Here is a 21,357-nt window from a genome sequence, read left to right on the forward strand (position 1 = left end):
CCGCGCCCTGCCGCGGATGATCACCCGAGACAAAGAAATGGTCGATGTAACCGTTCTCCTGCAGATCTGCATAGGCGATGAGCAGTCCGTCCGCCTCTATGACAAACGGATTGATCCCTCTGATTCGCGTCTGCCAAATGCGGCCGTCCAGATCGGCAGGTGCCCATGCCTCGATCTGCGGCGAGGAATAGTCTCTACTCGCGATCTGATGGATGGCAGAGTAATAAACTTTGAAAAGAGCCGCTTCGTCGCCGACTCGAAACTTGCGCACATGCATTCCACTTTCCCCTCGACCTGTTTGCAGTTATCGATTATCGACAAAACAGGAATGTGTGTCGACGGTCTCGTTTTGGCCGATTGATGCTGGTTGGAGAAGGCAGAACCCGACCCAAAGCGGAAGTTCCGTAGGAAAATCACCCTCACTACTTTGCAGCGGCAGCTACCATTCAAGTTCATTCCGCGATTGGGTTTTCGGTGGTGAGAAGCAGATGGCTGAATAGCCAACCGAAAACCATCTACAAAACCTTGGTCGACTCAGTTAGCGGTTGCTGCTAGAGAAACTGCCGGTTTGGGATCCAGCATGGGGTGGATAAGATCATTACCCCAGTTCTGCCCCAACTGAACAGGTGCGTCATACCAGTCTGGAGAAAGATGGCAATTCTCGGCCTTCAAGAGAATGTTGTGTAGAATTCTGCGTCGTCCGGCTTATCCCGCAAGGTCTGCGGGCACATTACTCTTAAAGGGCATCAGGTTGAACGAAATTTCGCTGGCGGACATCATCAACTCAGCATTGCTGCTCGTGACGGCTTTTGGCGTCTTGGCGGCCTTATGGCAGATTCGCGTGGGCGCTCGATCCCAGAGAGCGACCTTTCTCAAGGACCTCTACATGCAACTGCGTAGTGACCCAGCCGTTGTCGAAGCTTTCTACAAGATCGAATATAACGAGTTCGAATACGGGGAGGATTTTCATGGTTCAGAGCTTGAACCAAAGATGGATCGACTCCTGACGCTAATCGACTTGGTTTGCGAGATGCGGGCTCAACGAATCATGACCAAAAGGGAGATGGGCTTCTTTGAGTATTCATTCGGCCGGGTGGCACAGGATCAGAGCGTCCGAGCGTATCTGACCTACCTGAATAATTTCTGCACAGAGAACCGACTCCAGAAGAAGCCATTCGCAGCGTTTCAGGCGTATGCACAATTGAAATGAATAAATCTAGACTTGATCTGACGAACACTGCCAGATCTGTCGGACACGAAACGACCCGAAGCGGTCTTTGGTCTCTAGGAAGGCTGGGCGTCTCATCATGAGCAAAGGCTGCCTTGCGCATATGTTTGCATGCGCCCCTTGGCTGTCGCTCTCAAAGAGTAGCAAAGCGCCTAACCGATTTAGATGAGGAGTGTATCAAGATGCGTCATGTCGGGTACAATCTTCTCTGCAGATTGGCATAGAGGTTGTCGCTGTTCAGCCTTGCGTAGAATTAGGGGGTTGAAAAAGAAAGCGCCCTTAGTGGGCGCTTTCGGGTACTGCATTAGGAAGCCGGATGTCCGCTCTTGGAGACTAGGTCTCGTACTAGGCTAGCCAACGATTCGCGGCTTTTCACCTCCAATTATAGGGGTAGGGAACACGAATGTCTAGCGATACAGATTTTTCTGATTTGGTCCGATTTTTGTCGTTAGAGCGGCTGGCTACTTTTGAGGCCATCACAGGATCTAGGGGAGATGCCATCTCGCTGCATCAACAGACCTTACGCCTCGGATCGCAGTTGATGTCGGTCACAGCCGTAATCGAGGTAGCACTACGCAATGTCGTCTATGAAAGACTGCAAAGCCACTACGGAACGGCTGACTGGCTCGTTACAGCGCCTCCCACCCTGGTATGGATACCATCTGAATCCACTAAAATCAAGCAGGCGATTAAAAGTGCGCGCCGGGAAATATATGCAAAGATGAGTCAGGCGCAGAAACGCCATCTCGATACGCTGGCGTTTCCCGCAGGTCCTCCCGCTCCTGCAGGAAGAATGGCGTATAAGCGTCAGGTGGTTGAGAGGCAAGCAAAAATTGCTGTTCCTATAGGCCAGGTCATGGCTCAATTGACTTTTTTCTTCTGGAAGCGCCTGTACTCCAAAGACTATGCAAACATACTATGGACGCCCCTAAAAACCATCTTCCCAGATAAGCGTCTGACGCGAGCGAACATTGCAACTCAGCTCGAACGCCTATATCAAACCCGTAATCGTGTTGCGCATCACGAGCCAATATTTGGCCGTCGTTTGCAAGAAACGCTCGAGGCTATCAAATTTTTTCTGAACCACTTTGACGGCAAAGGCGTCGATGGCGTTCCGCATATCAGCAAGTTGTTGAGCCACGACTTTGAACAGCTGAAGGTGTCAGCCGCCGAGTTGGAGAGTCGTATTGCATCGTTTAAGGTGGTTGGTGAGACTTGATCGAGATGCCGTGTGTTCAGCGCACGGCGTGGTTCGACGCTGCATTCACGACCTCGGGTGGCTGGCGAGCACTAATTGGATGGCTGGTATTCCTGACATACACCCGCGGGGTTGACGACGTCGGCAACTCGGTCAGTGAGTAATGATGAATTGAACCTTGGCCGATTCACCTCTAAATTTAGCTAGGATGGGTGATTAGTTCTCGTGTCTCGACATCATTCCCGCCTCACTCTGCAATTCGTCGCGGTCGTTAGCCGGCGTGGGAGGCGATTTTCAATGCAGGCACCTTATTGGGCATGTGCTGGCATTGCCAATTTGACCAGTGTCTGCTTATGGCCGAGGCTGTGTGAAAACATCGTCATAGCTCATTTTCAAGGGTGCTCTCACCATTCCCGAGCACGAGAAAATTGAATAGCGGTCGATCTGGAAGGTCGATTTTTCAGCTCTCAAAATTTTTTGACGTTTTCACACAGCCTCGGCCGATTCCTGCCGGGCATGACAACAAGTCCACTTTGACGCAGCTGCGGTTGCTTGTTTGGTTAACTAGGCGGTATGTGGAATAGAGAGCAAGGAGCGGCTAGTTATCCTACTTCCAGTTCAGAACCTGCGCCTAGGGCAGGAGGATCCAGTTCGTTCTGACCGTGCGCTAGCTCATTGGTCGCCACTGGCTGCAGGTCATGCGCTAGCCCCTTGTACGTCAACTGGTCCACCCGCTCAGGAAGCTTTTTCGCATCGTCTGTGAACACAACGACCTCATGCCGTTCCCGCGAGATGCTGACATAGTAAGTGTCCTGGGCGGTCGTGCGGCTGAAGCTTTCGGCGTTATAAAGGACTCGGCCGCAGGTCAGGCCTTGGGCGCTATGCGCGGTGGTGGTGTAGGCATAGTCCATGTTTAGCGGTCGATTTGTGGGCAGCTGCACGTGGCGGCCATTGGTGTCAATGGTGACGCTGGTTGCATCAATCGCCGCGACCTTCGCTAGCTGTCCGTTGACCAGGTCATTTTGGGCATCGTTGCGTGTGATGCGGACATGGTCACCCACAGACAGCTCTGCCCGGTTCAGGTGGTAGCCCAATGCCCCATTCCTTGATCGCAATGGTGAATAGATGGCCAAGGAGGGCTAGTTCTAGGCGTACCGTGTTATTGCTACGCGGCACACGCTTGCCGTCCTCACCCTCATCACCTGCTAGTCGGGCATCACGGTACTGGGCAACAATGTCGGCGCTCAAGCCAGCCAGGGAATATTTACCCAAATGCTTGATCAGCGCCAGGGCCTTTTTATGTTCGCCAATCTGGGTCGATGCGCGCTTAGTGGGGGTAACTTCTCGCAAATAACGCTTCAGCGCCGTCTCAAGAGTCATCCGCTCAGCGGGCGCACGATGTATGTACATGCCGCGTACCATTTCATCTTCGGTACGGCGCGCCCAGTCTTCGGCGTCTCTTTTGGTGCGAAAAGTTTTGGCGGTGCTAGGCCAGCCAGTTTTGCGGATTAGTGCCTTCCAGGTACCGGAAGGAGTCTTGACGATAGTGGCCATTCAGGCTCCGGGTGATGCTCAGCGCTTCACCACTGTACCGAAACTGTACCGAACTCGCAATTTTGGAAAGTCCCCCAGTCTTGGGGTGGAGGTCTGAACCCAGCTAAACACTTATAAACATTGCATATTTTAAGCTGGTGCCCGGGGCCGGAATCGAACCGGCACGCCTTGCGGCGGGGGATTTTGAGTCCCCTGCGTCTACCAATTTCACCACCCGGGCATTTCAAGCAGGTCGCCCCAAAGAACCTGAGGCGTGGCAGGAAGGCGTAATTATACGCACAGATTCAGATTTTCGCTGAGCCTTCATCACTTATTAAATTAAACACTTGATTTAAACGTTCGTTTAAAAATATACTTGTGGCCCTAAGTTATCGGCATTGTTAAGGGGCGTTTATGCCAGCTTCTGAAGGCAGCCTTAAAGAAGAAACGGGCAGCAGGGCGCGAATCATTGACGCGGCCATCGAGTTGTTTGGGGCGAAAGGGGTAGATCGAACGTCTCTTCGCGAGCTGACCGCGCAGGCTTCAGTCAATGTGGCTTTGGTCAATTACCACTTTGGCAGTAAAGAGGGGCTTGCCGAGGCGGTGTTTGAAACGCTGGCAAGCCAGATCAATACTGAGCGGGCTTTGGCGCTTGAAACCTTGTTGCAGCAAGAGGGTGCGGCCTCGGTTCGTTTGGACGAGATTGTGAAGATCTTTATGCGTCCCTACTTTGACCCGGCTTCTCGTCGCAGCGGAGCCTTGCTTGCACAAATGATCCTGCGGCATCGGTTGGCGCCCACACCCGGCACCAACCGCATCATTCAAGAGCATTTTGACCCGATGGCAAGCTGTTTTATTGATGCCATGGCGCAAGCATGTCCTTCTGTGGACAGGAAGGAGTTTTACTGGCGCTATGCCTTCATGGTGAGCTCGATTGTTCTGACAATTACTGACAGCTCGAGCGTAAACCGCCTTGCCCGGCTTTCCAATGGTCAAGCCGATGCTACCGACATGGCCCGAATGGCTGCGTCGCTTTGCCGTTTTCTTGTCGGAGCGCTGCAGGCGCCCAGCTCTACCTAATTTACAGTTAAAGCACTCAACCCATTAGCAGTCACTGGAGATATATATGCAAAGGACCTTCGCTTCCCATACCTTGAAAACGCTATCCGCATGTGCGCTTGTGGCGCTGCTGGCTCCCGGGCTGACAATGGCACAGACAGACGCTTATCCCAATCAGCGACTCGAGGTCATTCTGCCCTATGCCGCAGGCGGTGGCGTCGATGCCATGGCCCGTGCATTTTCCGAGGAAGCATCCAAACTGACCGAGCAGCAATGGGTGGTTGTGAATCGCCCGGGGGCGGGAGGCACAGTTGGGTTTTCGGCGCTGGCTCATGCGCAGCCCACCGGTTATACCATCGCTTTTTCACCGGCTTCTGCTTTGACCAACGCGCCATTCCTTCTCAGCAAGATGCCATTTGATACCGAGCAGATCGAACCGGTTTGCCAGGTTTTCGAAAACGTTTTTGCCATTGCCGTGACGCCTGATTCTCCTATCAAGTCGCTGGAGGATCTCATACAGAAAGCCAAAGCTAATCCTGGAGACGTATCGTACGGGCACGCGGGTCCGGGTTCCGTTCCGCACCTTTCAGTGGCCGCTATCGAGAAGGCTTTGGGTATTACGCTGAACGCAATTGCCTATCGGGGCGATGGCCAGATGCTTCCGGATTTGATGGGTGGGCATGTGGACTTCGGGGCGCCGGCAATTTCGTCTTTGGGAGGCAAAAACCTGCGCGTCCTGGCTGTGCTTGCTGATAAGCGCCATCCGTCCTTGCCCGATGTGCCATCAATGAGCGACTTGGGCTATCCGGCCACCACGCCGGGCCTCAATGGCTTATATGTGCCAGCGGGCACGCCCGAAGCCATTGTTACGAAGCTGGAGGGCTTGTGTAAAACAGTTGTCGAATCGAAGGCTTTCACAGAGGCGTCAGCGAACCTGCAGCAGGTTCCGGCCTATTTGACGGCGGCCCAGTTCCAGGAGCGCTTGCAGCAAACCTTTAAGGAAAATGAAGCGCTGACTCGTGACCTGAATATCAAGAAGGATTAGGCATGGAGCGCGTTGCCATGGCGGGCCTGGATGAAACGCATGATCCCGGGTTAACAAGCTGGGTCAGTTCTGCCAATACCGCTACGACAGACTTTCCCGTACAAAACCTTGCTTTCGGGGTATTCAGTACGGCATCAGATGGCCGCAAGCGCTTGGGTGTTGCCATCGGTAATCAGGTGCTTGACCTGCATGCGGCCATTAAATGTGGGGTGTGGTCCCATTTGCCCGAATCTGTGGTGCTGGCGTGCGCGCAGGATGCCCTGAACGACTTGATGGCTTTGGACAAGGGGCAGTCAAAGATGCTGCGTCTGGCGTTGTCGCGCGGCTTGAGGCTGGGTTCGGCGCAGCGGCAGCAGCTTGCTGGCTGCCTGGTGCCGCAAAGTGATGCCGTCATGCACATGCCTGCACGGGTGGGTAATTACACAGACTTTTTTACGTCCATTTATCACGCGCGTAATACCGGCAGGATGATCCGTCCCGAACATCCTTTATTGCCTAATTTTCATACTTTGCCCGTTGCCTACCATGGCCGCGCATCGTCGCTGCGGGTGAGCGGTACTCCGTGCATTCGTCCACGTGGGCAGATTCTTCGTGACGACTGTCAGACTCCGACGTATGAGCTGACCAGGAAGCTGGACTTCGAGCTGGAGCTGGGTGTGTTTGTCGGGCAGGGCAACGCCTTGGGCAAGCCGATTGTCATGGACGAGGCAGAGCAGCATGTGTTTGGTTTTTGCCTGCTTAATGACTGGTCTGCGCGCGATGTGCAAAGATGGGAGGCCCAGCCGCTGGGACCTTTCCTGGCCAAGAGTTTCCTATCGTCCATTTCACCCTGGGTGGTAACGCTCGAGGCGCTGGCGCCTTTCAGATGTGCTGCCGCGCAGCGCGAGCACGATGCTCCCTCTCTTGTGTCCAATCTGCATTCTTCTGTCAATCAGGAATGGGGCGGAATAGACATTGCCCTTGAGGTATGTGTGCGCACAGAGCGGATGCGATCTACAGGGCAGGATCACACAATCAGCCGGCCAGGCTACAAAGATCAGTATTGGACTGTGGCGCAAATGATTACGCATCACACTGAAAACGGATGCCCCTTGCTGCCTGGAGATTTGCTTGGCTCAGGCACGGTGTCGGGGCCGTCTAACCACGACCTGGGCTGTTTGCTTGAACTGACGCAGGATGGCAAAAAGCCTTTGCAGTTGCCCGACAATGAAACGCGACGCTATCTGGAAGACGGTGACGAGGTCATTCTTAAAGGCCGATGCCAGCGTGAAGGGTATGTCGGCATAGGGTTTGGCGAGTGTGCCGGGCGGGTAGTCACCAATCCGCATGAATGAAACAACGTTGACTCAAGAGGATTTTCACATGGATTTAACAAAACCCATACGGCGTATCGTTACCGGCCATGATGCCAGTGGCCGTTCGTGCATTATTGAAGATGGTGTGTCGCCTGCCGTGCGCACGGTGGCGGAGCGGCCCGGCTATCGGGTTACCAATTTGTGGGCCACCGACTCGACACCGGCAGACGTCAACGGGCCCGACCTGGTCACCGGGTTGGTTGGCGTGCAACCGCCCAAAAACGGCTCGGTGATTCGTATTATCGATATTCCTCCTGAGCCCAAGGATGAGGCAGAGCGCGAACGGGCGATGAAGGCAAGTTTCGGCCAACTGTTCGCAGACGCCCAGCATGCACCCAAGCCAGGTCAGCATCCGGGTATGCATACCACCACGACCGTGGACTACGCCATCTTGCTGGCGGGTGAGCTTGTCGCGATCATGGACGAAGAAGAGGTCATCATGCAGGCCGGAGACGTCTTGATACAGCGAGGTACCAATCATGGGTGGAGCAACCGCTCCAGTGAGCCAGCCAGAATTGCCTTCATTCTGCTGGATGGACAGAAACGTTAATGTGTTGAATGCTGGGCGCGCTACTTGCTATAAGGCTTTCGAGTGTTTTGCCAGCGGGTGAAACACTGCCAAGCAACCGATATAAGGAGAAAGCCAAATGAAAGCACGAGTCTGGATGCCCATACTCCTGGCGTTTGCCGCCCTGGCTGGCGGCTGCACCAGTACATTCCATGGCACTGGCGAAGATATTGAGCGCGGCGGCGAGAAAATCCAGGAGAAAACCAGCTAGAGGCTTGGTTTTTTATATTGCGGCGGCGCAGTGCTGCCGCGATATACCACTTCAATGGGGAACGACTGGAAAGCTTCGTAGGGCTGTCCTTCCAGTCTGGCCATGAGCTGCTCTGCGGCGGCATGGCCAATTTCAATTATGGGTGTGCAAACACTGGTCAGGCCAGGAGTCTGAGTGGCACCCAGGTCGGTGTTGTCGATGCCTGTAATGGACATATCACGCGGAATGCACAGGCCAGCTTTGCGGCACGCGATCATGCCGCCCACAGCAAAGATGTCATTGGTAGCTACTACGGCGGTCGGACGGTCGGACTGGCTGATTAGCTTGGCCATGCCTTGTTCTGCGGTGTCCAGATGAATGGGTGCGTATTGCACATGGTGCGACGCAAGCTGCAGACCGGCGTCGGCCAGGGCGGCGCGCATGCCAGTGCCGCGTGTCATGGCGCGGTCATTGCCCGGCAGAGGTGCGCTGAGCAGTCCGATGCGCCGATGGCCCAGTTCAATAAGATGGCGCGTCACTTCGTAGGCTGCTGCGTGATTGTCAAATCCCACGCTGGGATGTCGATGTAATGGGTCGACGCCCCAAGTCAGTACATAAGGCCGCCCGTAGTCTTCGAGCAGGGAAAACAAGGCAGGGTGGTGGTCCAGGCCTACGAATACAAAGGCGTCCACGCCGTGCTGTACCAACTGCGATGCCACCCGCAGCTCGGCATCCAGGTCGTAATGATGTTCGGCCAGTACCAGCGAATACCCTTGGGGTGACGAGCTATTGATGGACGGCAGCCTACCTTGCAATATCTGGCAGGGAAACTTTCCTGATGGCTCGGATGCAGGTTGGGTGCCTGGCCCGCAAACCGCCAGATCATTTCGACCCAACGACTACGGTTTGTACAACGTGGCAGGGAATGTATGGGAGTGGTGTGCTGACTTCTTCTCGCTGCACTATCATAAGGTCACTGACCTGCATAACCCTGCTTTCACCCGTGATACCGGCTTTCGCTCATTGCGCGGCGGTTCATTTTTATGCGATGCCTCATACTGCAATCGCTATCGTGTGGCAGCACGCAACAGCGGCACACCGGACAGTACCGCCAGCAACTGTGGTTTCCGGGTGGTGCAATAAGAAGGCCTCACCGCGCCACCAGCCTGCGTAGCCAGGCCAGCAGCGCCCGAGGAAGTTCTGTAGGCTCTTGCAGCAAGGCATACTGCCCGGCACCAAACATGCCCGGCAAGTATTTGGCAGCCTGACGATCAATAGTCAGGCAAAAAGGAAAGACGCCTTGCATGCGTGCCTCGGTTACGGCGCGTCTTGTGTCTTCCACGCCATAACGTCCCTCGTACTCATCCAGGTCGTTGGGCTTTCCATCGGACAGCAACAGCAGCAAGCGATGCTGGGCGGGCTGTTTCATTAACTGAGCAGTGGCATGGCGCAGTGCAGCGCCACTGCGGGTGTAGTGTTGCGGTTCCAGTGCTGCGATCCGCCGTGCAATATTGGGGCCATGCGGTTCCTTGAAATCCTTGATCTGCCTGACCGTTACACCTAGAGGCCCTTCGCCTGAAAAGGCCTGAATGGCGCAAGGTTCGCCCATGTGCTCAAGGGCGATTGTCACCAATAGCAGGGCTTCGCGCTCCACGTCTATGATGCGCCGGCTGCCGCTCAGCCATGAGTCGGTGGAGCCGCTGATGTCGACCAGCAGCATGATGGCCAGGTTGCGTACCTGTGGGCGCTGCTGGCGATACAGGTTTTGCGGCATAGGTAGTCCGGCGCGGGCGTCGGCGCCAGCTTCTATCCATGCATCCAGGTCTATCTCGTCGCCATCGGCTTGTCGTTGCAGCCACTGCCGTTCGGGACGTAAAGCGTCGAAGTGCCGGCGTATGGTGTGGACCAGGTTGCGGTGCTGGTCCAGCATTTTGTCTACCCAGCCCTGAGAGCCGGCCTCTGGGGCCAATACGTGCACGGCAGCGCCGGGATGGCGATACCCGCCTTGGCGATAGTCCCACTCCGGGTAATGCAGTATGCCTTGCACCAGCGTGGCAGAGGACGTGGTGGCGATGCTTTGTTTGTCTGGGGGGTCGTCGGACAGCAGGACTTCTTTGGCAGGAGTAGGTGTGCTGACCAGTCTGGCTTCGGCCAGTTCCGACAATGCGTCGGCATACTCTTCGGCAGCGGTGTCCTGGTCGCGATCTGCCGGGCGTTGCATGCCCATGGGGTCTTCGGCTTTTTCCAGCGGGTCGGCCGTCTGAACCATCCATACGCCTTGCTTGTCCTGGTCTTCGTCTTCGCTGGCCTTGCGTTCTTTGGGGCGGCGGGGCAGGCGGGCACTGCGTGGCGTGTTGCGACTCGGATCTGCCATGGCCGTTTCCTCCAGCGGGTCAGTATCTGCGTCGGATGGCGCAATAAGGTCGCCGGTCCACCAATCCTTGTACAGTGCCAGCGTATGTGGGGCCTTGTCGCCCCAGTCTGTTTGCTGATGCAGCGTGCGGGCGTGCGCCAGCGAAGCGCTGGGCGATGCGCATACAGGCAGGCCTTCTCCACTATCCAGGGCTGCAGCGAGGGTGGTTTGCACGAGGCGTTCTATGGGCCGGCAGGCGGCAGGTATATGTTCGGGTGTTGGCCTGTGTGCCAGAGCATGCCGGCGCAGTGCTGCAACGTTCGGTACCGTGCCGGGCAGCCGCTGTACCAGCTCATGGTCGCAGGCCTGAGCTTCCAGCAGCAGATACAGGGCGTGGGTACGCGGCCCGTCTGTTTCATTGAATGCGGCCAGCATGCTTGCGCTACCGCGAAAGGCGCGCATGGCTTGCAGCAGGGTCAGGGTACGAAAACGCTCCATGGCCTCTGGCCAGTCGGTGCTGTTCACGGTATTGGGTAGCCAGATTGCCTGCCCATTGGTGGCGGGCAGGGTCAGGTTCGATTGCACAACGTCGTGCCGGCGAAACAGGCGCGTTAATAATGTGGGGATGGCGGGAGGCTGCGCTACTCTGATGGCGTAGTTTTGCTCGAAGATGGCGCTGACCAGTAAATCCAATCGGGAGGAGGCTTGTGCCAGAATGATGGGGCGCGGAGCGTCGGCTTTGCCGCGCTGACGCAGCCATAACTCGCGAGCGTAAATGGTGGCATGCCGGGCGGCATCGGTAATGACGTCTTCAGCTTCCGCCATACGTGAACCTTTTTGACGCTAGGGAAAGGTCAGTTCGACCAGGTCGGTCATGGCGCCTACCAGGGCGGCATCGTCTGAGAGTGGAGCCAGCAGCGCTACCTGGCAGGCACGGCGCATGGATATGCCATGTGTAATCAATTGGGCCGTGGCTACCAGCAGGCGTGTGCTGGGTACTTCGGCAAGACCGCGGTCTTGCAGCGCGCGTAGTTTGTGGGCAAGTTCCACCAGGGCACGGGCCTGAGCAGGCGCTATACCGCTTTCCTGATGGACGATATTGGCTTCCTGGTCGGGTGGAGGAAAGTCGAAGTCCAGCGTGACAAAACGCTGCCGGGTGCTGGGCTTCAGGTCTTTCAGCATGCGCTGGTAGCCCGGGTTGTACGAGACCACTAGCTGAAAGCCTGGTGCAGCCTGTACCACGTCACCGGTTTTATCTATGCTTAAGGTACGTCGGTAGTCGGTCAGGGAATGGAGTACGACCACGGTGTCTTGCCGCGCCTCTACGATTTCATCCAGGTAGCAGATGGCCCCGGCGCGTACGGCGGCGGTCAGGGGACCGTCTTGCCACACGGTACGGTCGTGCCGGATGAGATAGCGTCCTATCAGGTCGCTGGCAGTCAGGTCGTCGTGGCACGATATGGTGACCAGCGGGCGCTGCAGCTTCCAGGCCATGTGTTCAACGAAGCGTGTCTTGCCGCAACCGGTTGGGCCCTTAAGCATGACAGCCAGCTTGTTGTGGTGGCACTGTTCAAACAGTGACACTTCGTCGTGGGCCGGCAGGTAAAAGGGTTCGGCGGAGGGTGGTGCAGCCAGACCTCCGCCTTGTTCCGGTACCAAAGTGCTGGCGTCAGCCAATTTGTTCATTGGCCAGCGTGCCTTGAGTGCTGGTCGGACTATTTTCGTCTAATGGCTCCAGCCGGGGTGGGTAGCGGAAGAAGTCATAGATGAACAGCATGGCACCGATGACGAATATCGATGCCGTGGCTACCAGCATCAGGAAGTGCACTTGTATTTTCAGCTGTACGTCGAGATAGCCTATGCCCAGCACACGCTCGAGGTAGACCTGGCCGATGCCGGCCGTTGCAAATGACAGGGTCATGCCGAACATGCCGGAAATTTGCAGCCAGAAGGCCCACATGCCCAAGGAAGTACCCTCTTCGGGTCGGCCTTTGGTCATGGTAGGCGCGGCGTAGCTGATGACCGCCAGTACAATCATCACATAGGCACCATAGAAGGCGGCGTGACCATGCATGGCGGTGACCAGCGTGCCGTGTGTCCATTTGTTGATGTCAGGAAAAGTGTGTGCCAGCCCCAATAGTCCCGCGCCGAACAGCGTGAAGACGGCGCTGCCTATGGCCCAGTGCAGTGCCAGGATGTTGGGGTGGCGTATGCCGGTGCGGCGTATGGCGAAGTAGGCGTACATGGCCATGCCGACCAGGGCGACTGGTTCGAGCGCGCTGAAGAAACCGCCCAGCGGCAGCCAGTAGGCGGGCACACCGACCCAATAGTAGTGGTGGGCGGTACCCAGAATGCCGGCAATAAAGACCAGGCCCACAATGACATACAGCCATTTTTCAAGGACTTCGCGGTCGGCACCCGAAAGGCGGATCAGCAAATAGGCCAGGAAGGCGCCCTGGATCATTTCCCATACGCCTTCTACCCATAAGTGGATGGTCCACCAGCGATAGTAGATGGAGACGACGTAGTTGGAATAGTGCAGCAAGGCGGGCAGGTACAGCAGGGCCGAGCTGGCCAGACCCAGCAGCAGTACGGCTTCTGTCGTAGTGAAGCGCCCGGATCGTTTGATGGTCATGCCGATGTTGTACAGAAAGATCAGCATACAGACGACAATGAGCAGCTTGTTGGGCAGAGGTTGTTCCAGCAGTTTGTTGCCGGTTCCCAGGCCAAAGAAATAGCTGATGATGGCGGTGACGCCCATAATGGCCCACAGGACCAGCTGGATGTAAGCCAGCTTGACGCTATGCAATTCGCTACGGGATTCATCGGCAACAATCCAGTAGGTGGCCCCCATGAAACCGGTAAGCACCCAGACAATCAGCAGATTGGTGTGCACCGTTTTGGTGACGTCAAAGGGCATGATGTTCAGCAAGGGGTCGGGACCCAGGTATTTGGCTGCCGAGAGCAGGCCAAAGACCAGCTGCAGGCCGAACAGGATAAGCGCCAGGGCAAAATACCAGTAGGCGACGGATTGAGATCTGTAACGCATGGCGACTCCTGGGGCGATTATTTGAACGAATGCAGGTAGGCGACCAGTTGGTCGATCTGCTCGGGGCTAAGGTCCTTGCCATAGCTTGGAGGCATGAACGAGGTGCCACTGGCCGAGTACATGGGGCCCGGATGCAGGTAAGCACTGGGCTCGACTATTGATTCGCGTATGAATTCTTCCGCAGTTGTTGCCTTGCCTTTGTAGTCGGGTGATTCGATGGTTTTTGCGGCATTGGTGGCCATGCCGGCCAGTGATGGCCCGGCCAAATTGACGCCTGCTGCCATGCTGTGACAGGCTGCACAGGTGGGAACTACCGATTTGAACAGTGCCTCGCCCAGTGCAATGGGATTGTTGTCGTCGCTGACAGGCCTGGCGCCTGGCGGCAAGCTGCCGGTTTCAGCCTGGCCTTCGGTTTTTTGCTGGCTCAGGCTGAGATCGGTGCCGGGTATGGATCCGCCGGCAACCAATATGGGCCTGGGAGGCCAGCCTTGATTATCGACTTTGCTGACCCAATCCATAAAGGCGATGACATCGGCGATTTCATCGTCGGCCATGCCCAGGTTGGGCATAATGCGCCGGTGGGTTTCTTCGTTGTAAAACTGCGACGGATCTTTCAGAAAGGCGGTCAGGTACGGAACGCCGCGTTGCTGAGTGATTTTGGTGAGGTCGGGTGCATAGTAGGCGCCTTCACCAAAAATCGTGTGACAGTTGATACAGTTGTAGTTGTGCCAGACGTCCTGGCCGCGTACAACGCTGTCGGTGATTTGATCGGAGTTTGTCAGGGTGGGGAATTGCCGGTGGCTGTCGACCGTCATGCCCAGGAAAACGACTGTTGCGATGGCTGTCGAGACAAGGGCAAACATACGCGTCTGGCGTTTGTTCATGGCAGTACTCCTTAGACGCCGATGCCGGACCAGTAGCGTATACCTGTGATACAGGCATATAAGATGGCGATCACCATCAGTGCCAGTACCGCCCAACCTACGACCTTTGTAATCTTATAAAGTCCGTCTGCCTGCATGATGGCGCCCCCTTGTGGTGGTTCACATTCATAACCCTAGCGTAAACGCTTAAAAAGGACTGTAACAGATTGAAGCTCGCTTGCGACAAGGACTTGAAAAATTCGGGTCCGGCCCCATCTCCCTGTGCAACGGCCCTCTTCAGGCCAAGCACTGAAGTGAAGTTGGCCGCGATGGATTTTTATATATAAAAGAACTCCTGTCTCCCCGACGACGGGAAGTTAATGATGGATAGACAATGACTCAAACAGACACAAATATGGCATCGGAAACATTGGGCTTCCAGACTGAAGTCAAACAATTGCTGCACCTGATGATTCACTCCTTGTATAGCAACAAGGAGATCTTCCTGCGCGAACTGGTGTCCAATGCGTCCGACGCATGTGACAAGCTGCGCTTCGAGGCGATTGACAACCCTGATTTGTTCCAGGGCGACACCGATTTGCGTATTCGTGTCGAGTACGACAAGAATGCACGCAGCATCACGATTTCGGACAACGGCATCGGGATGTCGCGCGACGAGGCCGTCGCCAACCTGGGTACGATCGCACGTTCTGGTACCAAAGAGTTCTTCTCGCAGCTGACAGGCGACAAGCAAAAAGACGCGCAGCTCATCGGTCAGTTTGGCGTGGGCTTTTATTCGTCTTTCATTGTGGCCAGCAAGGTTTCGGTACTGAGCCGCCGTGCTGGCGCCGACGAAACGGATGCCATATTGTGGGAGTCGGAAGGCCAGGGCGAATTCACTATTGCCCCTGTCGAAAAAGCTGATCGGGGTACTTCGGTCACACTGTATTTACGCGAAGAAGAGGACGAGTTCGTCAATGGCTGGAAGCTGCGTGAAGTATTGCGCCGCTATTCCGATCATATTTCCCTGCCCATTCAGATGCAGAAGGAAGAGTGGGACGCCGAAAAATCCGAGCAGGTCAAGAAAAACGAATGGGAAACGGTCAATCAGGCCAGCGCCTTGTGGACCCGCCCCAAGTCTGAAATTACCGATGAGCAGTACCAGGAGTTCTACAAGCATATTGGGCACGACTATGACGATCCACTAGCCTGGACGCATAACCGCGTTGAAGGGCGCAGCGAATACACGCAGTTGCTGTTTGTTCCCAAGCATGCACCCATGGACTTGTGGGATCGCGAAGGACGGCGTGGCGTCAAGCTTTACGTAAAACGCGTCTTCATCATGGACGATGCCGAACAGCTGCTCCCGTCTTATCTGCGCTTTGTGCGCGGGGTGATCGATTCGGCCGACCTGCCTTTGAATGTGTCACGTGAAATCCTGCAGGAAAGCCGTGATGTGCGTGTCATACGCGAAGGCTCAGCCAAGCGTGTGCTGTCCCTGCTCGAAGATCTGGCAGAAAACAAGCCCGAGCAGTATGCCGAGTTCTGGGAGCAGTTTGGTCAGGTGCTCAAGGAAGGTACGGGCGAAGACCAGGGTAATCAAGAGCGCATTGCCAAGCTGTTGCGCTTTGCGTCTACCCATGACGATAGCGCTGCCCAGACTGTCTCGCTGGCCGATTATGTGTCGCGCATGAAAGAAGGGCAGGACAAGATTTATTACGTAAGTGCTGACTCGTACGCTGCTGCCAGCAATAGCCCGCATCTGGAAATTTTCCGTAAAAAGGGCCTGGAAGTCTTGCTGTTGTCTGATCGTGTTGATGAATGGATGCTTTCCTATCTGCGTGAGTTCGACGGCAAGTCACTGGTGTCCATCGCCAAGGGTGGTCTGAATCTCGACCAGATGGCTGACGAGGAAGAAAAAAAACACCAGGCCGAAGTGGCTGAAACCTTCAAGCCTTTGGTCGAACGCCTGGGTAAGGCCCTCGATGGCAAGGTAAAAGAGGTGCGCGTTACCGGCCGCCTGGTCGATTCACCTGCCTGCGTTGTGGTTGATGAAAACGAGCTGAGTCCGCATTTGTTGCGCATGCTGCAAGCTGCGGGCCAGACCGCCCCCGACCTGAAGCCTATTCTGGAAATCAATCCTGAACACGCCCTGATCGGCCGCCTGCAAGTAGCGCCAGAAGTTGATTTCGACGAGTGGGCCTTGCTGCTGCTGGACCAAGCCATGCTGGCAGAAGGCGCAAGCCTGGCCGAACCGGCCGCCTTCGTCAAGCGTATGAACCGCTTGCTGCTGGGGGGTGCAGTCTAAGCCGCGATCTACGTTACACCGGCGGCAGCTTACGCAGCGGGATGCCGGTTTCGCGGCTGAATCGCTTCCAATCAAAGGCGGGACCGGGATCGGTCTTGCGGCCAGGGGCAATATGCTCGTGGCCGCGCACCGCCCTGAGCGGGTGGCGGGTCTTGAGCGCGGGCACCAGGCTTTGCAGTGCCTGATACTGTTCATCGGTATAGGGCAGGGTGTCAGTGCCCTCCAGCTCGATACCTATGGAAAAGTCATTGCAGCGATCGCGCCCCTCAAACCATGAAACGCCCGCGTGCCAGGCCCGTTGGGTGGTGGGGACATGCTGCACGATCAGGCCGTTGCGCCGTATGAAGAAATGTGCCGAAACGTGCAAGCCGCGCAAGCGCTCCAGCCATGGGTGGCTGTTGTAATCGAGCTGGTTCAGAAATAAATCGACCACTTCGGGGCCATCGAAACGACCGGGTGGCAAGCTGATATTGTGCATGACCAGCAGGGTTGCGTCCTGGCCGGCCGGGCGTTCGTCGTGGTTGGGCGAGGGGGCATGCATTATGCCTGGCCGAGGCTTGAGCCAACCGTGGCGGTCGAGCACCTTCACTGGCGCTCCTGCCGCTGGGCGTGCTCTTGGCTGCACCAGATCTTGCCATTGCTCAGTATGGCTTCCGAACGGGGGAGATGAATGCCACAATGCTCGCAGCGCACCATGGATTCAACCGCTTTTTCCTGGTTTTTTTGTTTTTTGACCTGCTTGGGCTGTTTGCCATCAAGCTGGCTACGTTCGTTATGACGCGCGATAAGGCGTGCTGCCATCAAGCCGCCGATAATGACTATGACCCAGAATAATACTTTTCCCACATAAGCCTCATCGGAGAATAACGTCGAGCACAAAGCGGCTGCCAGTATAGGACAGCAGCACGAAAGCAAAGCCTACCAGTGTCCAGCGTAAGGCAATGCGCCCGCGCCAGCCGCGTGTGTAGCGGCCCAGCAGCAGTCCGCCAAAGGTCAGCCACGACAGCAGCGTGAAAATCGTTTTGTGGTCCATGGGCAAAGCCAGGCCGGTCAGCCTGAGCGATACCACCATGCCAGTGATGACCGTAAGGGTAAGAATGGCAAAGCCTATCCAGATCAGGCGAAATAGCAGGACTTCCTGCACCAATAGCGGAGGCATGGAATGCAGGGCGCGGTCGAGCGTAGTACGATTGGCCTCGGCCTGGACGGGGCGATGCAACTGGCGGTCGAGGGCTGTCATGAGCATGGCCTGCAGGGCTGCTACGGTGATCAGGCCATAGGCGATCAGGGCAATCAGCAGGTGCACGCGCAGCCATTCGTTACCCGCATGGTCAACAAGGTGTGTGGCCGGAAAGAGCGCGGCCAGCAGGGCGGTTAGTGCCGAAGCGGGCAGTAAAACGAGCAGCAGGCCATCAATGCGCATGACCAGACTTTCAAGCCAGAATACAATCATACCCAGGCACACGGCTGCAGAGAGTGCCAGCGCCCAGCCCAAACGTAGGGTATGCTCGGGCACAATAGCTTGCACCAGTGCTATGCCATGCAGGGCAATGGCGCCAGCCAGGCAGATTTTCCGGACATGCCCTGTGCTGACGGTGCCGAGCACGTCGGCCTCATTGCGTAAAGGTCGCCACAACGTTACGGCCAAGACCGTATACGCCAGTGCGGCCAGCAAGTGAAATACAATGCCTGCAGACATAAACCCTTAAGTTCTGATTATCCAATACTCACTAGTTTAAGCGAAATCACTCTATGCTCGACAATCTGACTCAACGACTTTCGCGCGTGGTCAAAACCATGCGCGGCGAGGCCCGCCTGACCGAAGCCAATACGCAAGACATGTTGCGCGAGGTGCGCATGGCTTTGCTCGAGGCCGACGTCGCCTTGCCGGTGGTACGCGACTTCGTTGCCCGGGTCAAAGAGCGTGCCGTGGGCCAGGATGTGGTGAGTAGCCTGAATCCAGGCCAGGCTCTGGTAGGCGTGGTGCACAAAGAGCTGACCGCCCTCATGGGGGGCGATTTGGGTGCTGACGCCAGCGAGCTGTCGCTGGCATCGCAGCCGCCTGCTGTCATCCTGATGGCGGGTTTGCAGGGCGCGGGTAAAACCACCAGCACCGGCAAGCTGGCCAAATGGTTGTCCGAAGGTGGCCATTTGCAGGGAGGGCGAAAAACAGGCAAGAAAAAAGTTCTGGTGGTCAGCGCCGACGTTTATCGTCCCGCCGCCATCGAGCAGCTCAAGACGGTGGCCGCGCAGGTCAAGGTTGATTTCCTGCCCACCAATACCTCGCAAAAGCCTGAAGATATCGGACGGCAAGCGCTGGATCATGCCAAGCGCCATCATTACGATGTGCTGATTGTCGATACCGCGGGTCGTCTGGGTATCGATGAAAACATGATGCGCGAAATCCGGGCCCTGCACGACTTGCTGACACCTGTCGAGACCTTGTTCGTGGTCGATGCCATGCAAGGGCAGGACGCGGTCAATGTGGCGCAGGCGTTTTCCCAGGCGCTGCCGCTCACGGGTGTGGTGCTGACCAAAATGGACGGCGATGCGCGTGGTGGTGCGGCGCTATCGGTGCGTCATGTCACCGGTAAGCCCCTGAAGTTCGTGGGTCTATCCGAAAAAATGGATGGCCTGGAACCCTTCCATCCTGAGCGCATGGCTCAGCGCATATTGGGCATGGGCGATATTGTGTCGCTGGTTGAGCAGGCCCAGAAAAATATCGATGTGGCCGAGGCCGAGAAGCTGGCTGCCAAAATCAAGTCGGGTAACCGTTTCGACCTGAATGATTTTCGCGATCAGTTGCAGCAGGTCAAGAAAATGGGCGATATGGGCTCACTGCTCGAGAAATTGCCAGCGCAGTTTGCCCAGGCAGCGGGTCAGATGCAAAGCGCGCAAGCCGAAAAGCAGCTGCGTCGCAGCGAGGGGATACTCAATTCCATGACGCCGGCCGAACGCTCCAAACCCGAATTGCTCAAGGCTTCACGCAAACGGCGTATTGCCGCGGGCGCCGGTGTGCCGGTACAAGAGGTCAATCGCCTGTTGTCGCAATACGATCAGATGCAGGGGATGATGAAGCAGATGAAGAAGGGCGGCATGGCCAAGATGATGCGCGCCATGGGCGGGCTCAAGGGGCTGGGCAAGGGCGGTGGCGGTTTCGGCGGTTTCCGCTAAGAATTTTTGCTGGGCTGCTCAACGGTTGGTTACGAGCTTCCCTGATATAAGTGTACTGGGGTGCTGTCGGCCGGGCTGCAGCGACTTTCGGGGCTGAACGAGCCGTAGGCGAAGGTAGGCCGAATGGCCGGACGAGCAAGGCGAAGTGGTGTTCGGCGCGCAGGCGCCGAACCAGTCACGAGAAGCAAAGCCCGGCCGACAGCACCCCAGTACACGCCTATAGAAGCTCGTAACCAACCGTTGAGCAGCCCGGCAAATACTGGATAGCCCGCCGAATCAGCCCCCACCCACAGCAACCACGATTTCCAGCTGATCACCATCGGCCAGCGGTGCTGCGCCATGCGTGCTTTTGGGGACGATATCGCCATTTTGCTCGACGGCAATGCGTTTGCCTTCGTAGCCCAGATGCTTGATAAGCTCGGCAATGGTCGAAACCTTCTCCACTTGCAAGGGCTTACCGTTAAGAGTGATGTTCATGGTCATACAGATTTCCAGATCAACTGAATTGGTCGGTCGCGGCCAATAGTCGGGCCAGTATGCCAGGCTCGTCGAAAGCGTGGCCGGCATCGGCGACCAGGTGGAATTCCGCCTGAGGCCAGGCCTGGTGCAGAGCCCAGGCGGTGGCGGCGGGCGTACATGCGTCGTAGCGTCCCTGAATGATGACACCAGGAATACCGTGCAGCAAATGCGCATCGCGCAGCAACTGGCCTTCTTTCATAAAGCCCTTGTTCACAAAATAGTGATTTTCGATGCGGGCGAAGGCCAGAGCGGCATCGTCGGCGGCATGGTCTTGTTGATGCGCAATACTGGGCAATAGGGAAATGGTGCGGCTTTCCCATTGCGTCCAGGCGTGAGCGGCTTGCAGTTGCGCGGCACGATCGTTGCCAGTAAGACGGCGATGGTAGGCACCAATCAGATCGTGGCGCTCGTGTTCGGGGATGGGCGCGAGGTAGTCCTCCCAATAGTCGGGGAACAGGTGTGATGCGCCTTCCTGGTAGAACCATAGCAGTTCTTTTTCACGTACAGTGAAGATGCCGCGCACAATCAGTGCGCTGACATGAGCAGCATGCTTCTGCGCATAGGCCAGTGCCAGCGTCGAACCCCACGATCCGCCAAATACCAGCATCTGGTCGGACTGCAATACCTCGGTACGCAGGCGCTCCATATCGGACACCAGGTGCCAGGTCGTGTTGTTGTCCAGGCTTGCATGAGGTGTAGAGCGCCCGCAGCCACGCTGATCGAACAGCAATACCTTATAGCGCTCGGGGTTGAACAGGCGGCGATGCGCAGTCGAGCAGCCGCCGCCAGGCCCGCCATGCAAAAAGATGGCGGGCTTGCCCTGCGGATTACCGCAAAGCTCCCAGTACACCTGGTGGCCGTCTTCAGTGTTCAAGAATCCCTGGTCGTAAGGCTGTATGTCCGGATACACGCGAG

At 56.5% G+C, this 21,357-nt stretch carries 22 protein-coding genes, 1 tRNA gene and 1 pseudogene; 10 read left to right on the top strand and 14 right to left on the bottom strand.

What is annotated here, in order from left to right; genetic code table 11:
- A partial coding sequence (locus ERD84_RS14815; protein ID WP_483414155.1) for a GNAT family protein occupies positions 1–277 on the bottom strand: 277 nt, incomplete at its 3' end.
- Between the two features lie 474 nt (positions 278–751).
- Between ERD84_RS14815 and ERD84_RS14820 the strand changes: the two genes are divergently transcribed.
- Together ERD84_RS14820 and ERD84_RS14825 are read left to right on the top strand one after the other, a co-directional pair.
- Positions 752–1,210 (top strand): hypothetical protein, encoded by a 459-nt coding sequence (locus ERD84_RS14820; RefSeq protein ID WP_130040454.1) that lies wholly within the window; start codon positions 752–754, stop codon positions 1,208–1,210.
- Between the two features lie 421 nt (positions 1,211–1,631).
- Positions 1,632–2,447 carry a hypothetical protein gene (locus ERD84_RS14825; RefSeq protein WP_130040455.1) on the top strand — a complete coding sequence of 272 codons (816 nt, stop codon included), beginning with the start codon at positions 1,632–1,634 and terminating at the stop codon, positions 2,445–2,447.
- Between the two features lie 581 nt (positions 2,448–3,028).
- On the opposite strand, the gene ERD84_RS14830 is transcribed toward ERD84_RS14825, so the two are convergent.
- The 3 genes and pseudogenes from ERD84_RS14830 to ERD84_RS14840 all read right to left on the bottom strand — a co-directional run bounded on the left by ERD84_RS14830 (position 3,029) and on the right by ERD84_RS14840 (position 4,200).
- Positions 3,029–3,541, bottom strand: coding sequence for a hypothetical protein (locus ERD84_RS14830; protein WP_245150716.1), 513 nt, complete (start codon positions 3,539–3,541; stop codon positions 3,029–3,031).
- Positions 3,501–3,980, bottom strand: a pseudogene (locus ERD84_RS14835) (site-specific integrase); the annotation flags it as partial. The gene ERD84_RS14830 and the pseudogene ERD84_RS14835, both read right to left, overlap by 41 nt.
- Positions 3,981–4,115: 135 nt before the next feature.
- Positions 4,116–4,200, bottom strand: a tRNA-Leu gene (locus ERD84_RS14840).
- A 173-nt stretch (positions 4,201–4,373) separates the two neighbouring features.
- Here ERD84_RS14840 and ERD84_RS14845 point away from each other — a divergent pair.
- From ERD84_RS14845 to ERD84_RS14865, 5 genes are all read left to right on the top strand, one after another.
- On the top strand, positions 4,374–5,039 hold the full coding sequence (locus ERD84_RS14845; RefSeq protein ID WP_130040457.1) for a TetR/AcrR family transcriptional regulator: 666 nt from the start codon (positions 4,374–4,376) through the stop codon (positions 5,037–5,039).
- A 46-nt stretch (positions 5,040–5,085) separates the two neighbouring features.
- Positions 5,086–6,063 carry a Bug family tripartite tricarboxylate transporter substrate binding protein gene (locus ERD84_RS14850; RefSeq protein ID WP_130040458.1) on the top strand — a complete coding sequence of 326 codons (978 nt, stop codon included), beginning with the start codon at positions 5,086–5,088 and terminating at the stop codon, positions 6,061–6,063.
- A 2-nt stretch (positions 6,064–6,065) separates the two neighbouring features.
- On the top strand, positions 6,066–7,397 hold the full coding sequence (fahA, locus tag ERD84_RS14855) for a fumarylacetoacetase (protein ID WP_245150717.1): 1,332 nt from the start codon (positions 6,066–6,068) through the stop codon (positions 7,395–7,397).
- 28 nt (positions 7,398–7,425) lie between these two features.
- Positions 7,426–7,968 (top strand): cupin domain-containing protein, encoded by a 543-nt coding sequence (locus tag ERD84_RS14860; protein WP_130040459.1) that lies wholly within the window; start codon positions 7,426–7,428, stop codon positions 7,966–7,968.
- Between the two features lie 97 nt (positions 7,969–8,065).
- Positions 8,066–8,197, top strand: a complete 132-nt coding sequence (locus ERD84_RS14865; protein ID WP_130040460.1) for an entericidin A/B family lipoprotein — start codon at positions 8,066–8,068, stop codon at positions 8,195–8,197.
- On the opposite strand, the gene ERD84_RS14870 is transcribed toward ERD84_RS14865, so the two are convergent.
- Entirely contained in the window at positions 8,194–8,991 is a 798-nt protein-coding gene (locus tag ERD84_RS14870) for a substrate-binding domain-containing protein (protein ID WP_167667512.1), read from the bottom strand. The two genes, ERD84_RS14865 and ERD84_RS14870, sit on opposite strands and share 4 nt — an antisense overlap.
- On the opposite strand from ERD84_RS14870, the gene ERD84_RS14875 reads away from it, so the two are divergent.
- Entirely contained in the window at positions 8,969–9,319 is a 351-nt protein-coding gene (locus ERD84_RS14875; RefSeq protein WP_130040462.1) for a formylglycine-generating enzyme family protein, read from the top strand. The two genes, ERD84_RS14870 and ERD84_RS14875, sit on opposite strands and share 23 nt — an antisense overlap.
- Positions 9,320–9,326: 7 nt before the next feature.
- Here the strand turns inward: ERD84_RS14875 and ERD84_RS14880 are convergent, their stop codons facing one another.
- Genes ERD84_RS14880 through ERD84_RS14895 form a run of 4 tightly spaced genes read right to left on the bottom strand, consistent with a single transcriptional unit; the run spans position 9,327 to position 14,462 of the window.
- Positions 9,327–11,354, bottom strand: coding sequence for a nitric oxide reductase activation protein NorD (locus ERD84_RS14880; RefSeq protein ID WP_130040463.1), 2,028 nt, complete (start codon positions 11,352–11,354; stop codon positions 9,327–9,329).
- A gap of 18 nt (positions 11,355–11,372) precedes the next feature.
- Positions 11,373–12,215 (bottom strand): CbbQ/NirQ/NorQ/GpvN family protein, encoded by an 843-nt coding sequence (locus ERD84_RS14885; protein WP_130040464.1) that lies wholly within the window; start codon positions 12,213–12,215, stop codon positions 11,373–11,375.
- Entirely contained in the window at positions 12,199–13,578 is a 1,380-nt protein-coding gene (locus ERD84_RS14890) for a cbb3-type cytochrome c oxidase subunit I (protein ID WP_130040465.1), read from the bottom strand. Before ERD84_RS14890 ends, ERD84_RS14885 begins: the two co-directional genes overlap by 17 nt.
- A gap of 17 nt (positions 13,579–13,595) precedes the next feature.
- Positions 13,596–14,462, bottom strand: a complete 867-nt coding sequence (locus ERD84_RS14895) for a c-type cytochrome (RefSeq protein WP_130040466.1) — start codon at positions 14,460–14,462, stop codon at positions 13,596–13,598.
- 373 nt (positions 14,463–14,835) lie between these two features.
- Between ERD84_RS14895 and htpG the strand changes: the two genes are divergently transcribed.
- A complete protein-coding gene (gene htpG, locus ERD84_RS14905; RefSeq protein ID WP_130040468.1) occupies positions 14,836–16,749 on the top strand; it encodes a molecular chaperone HtpG in 1,914 nt (637 codons plus the stop codon).
- Between the two features lie 13 nt (positions 16,750–16,762).
- Here the strand turns inward: htpG and ampD are convergent, their stop codons facing one another.
- The 3 genes from ampD to ERD84_RS14920 are packed head-to-tail and all read right to left on the bottom strand — an operon-like array spanning position 16,763 to position 18,448.
- The gene (gene ampD / locus ERD84_RS14910) at positions 16,763–17,338 is read right to left on the bottom strand and encodes a 1,6-anhydro-N-acetylmuramyl-L-alanine amidase AmpD (RefSeq protein WP_130040469.1); all 576 of its coding nucleotides are present in this window, start codon (positions 17,336–17,338) and stop codon (positions 16,763–16,765) included.
- Positions 17,335–17,595, bottom strand: a complete 261-nt coding sequence (locus ERD84_RS14915) for a PP0621 family protein (RefSeq protein ID WP_130040470.1) — start codon at positions 17,593–17,595, stop codon at positions 17,335–17,337. Before ERD84_RS14915 ends, ampD begins: the two co-directional genes overlap by 4 nt.
- A gap of 7 nt (positions 17,596–17,602) precedes the next feature.
- Entirely contained in the window at positions 17,603–18,448 is an 846-nt protein-coding gene (locus ERD84_RS14920) for a cytochrome C assembly family protein (protein ID WP_130040471.1), read from the bottom strand.
- 53 nt (positions 18,449–18,501) lie between these two features.
- Here ERD84_RS14920 and ffh point away from each other — a divergent pair, with 53 nt between their 5' ends.
- Positions 18,502–19,923: a signal recognition particle protein gene (gene ffh, locus ERD84_RS14925; RefSeq protein WP_130040472.1), complete on the top strand. Its 1,422-nt coding sequence runs from the start codon at positions 18,502–18,504 to the stop codon at positions 19,921–19,923.
- A 276-nt stretch (positions 19,924–20,199) separates the two neighbouring features.
- Here ffh and thiS read toward each other — a convergent pair whose 3' ends face one another.
- Positions 20,200–20,400 carry a sulfur carrier protein ThiS gene (gene thiS, locus ERD84_RS14930; protein ID WP_167667514.1) on the bottom strand — a complete coding sequence of 67 codons (201 nt, stop codon included), beginning with the start codon at positions 20,398–20,400 and terminating at the stop codon, positions 20,200–20,202.
- A gap of 19 nt (positions 20,401–20,419) precedes the next feature.
- Entirely contained in the window at positions 20,420–21,352 is a 933-nt protein-coding gene (gene pip, locus ERD84_RS14935; protein WP_130040474.1) for a prolyl aminopeptidase, read from the bottom strand.
- Positions 21,353–21,357 lie beyond the last annotated feature (5 nt).

This window comes from Pollutimonas harenae, assembly GCF_004153685.1.
Taxonomy (GTDB): domain Bacteria; phylum Pseudomonadota; class Gammaproteobacteria; order Burkholderiales; family Burkholderiaceae_B; genus Pusillimonas_C; species Pusillimonas_C harenae.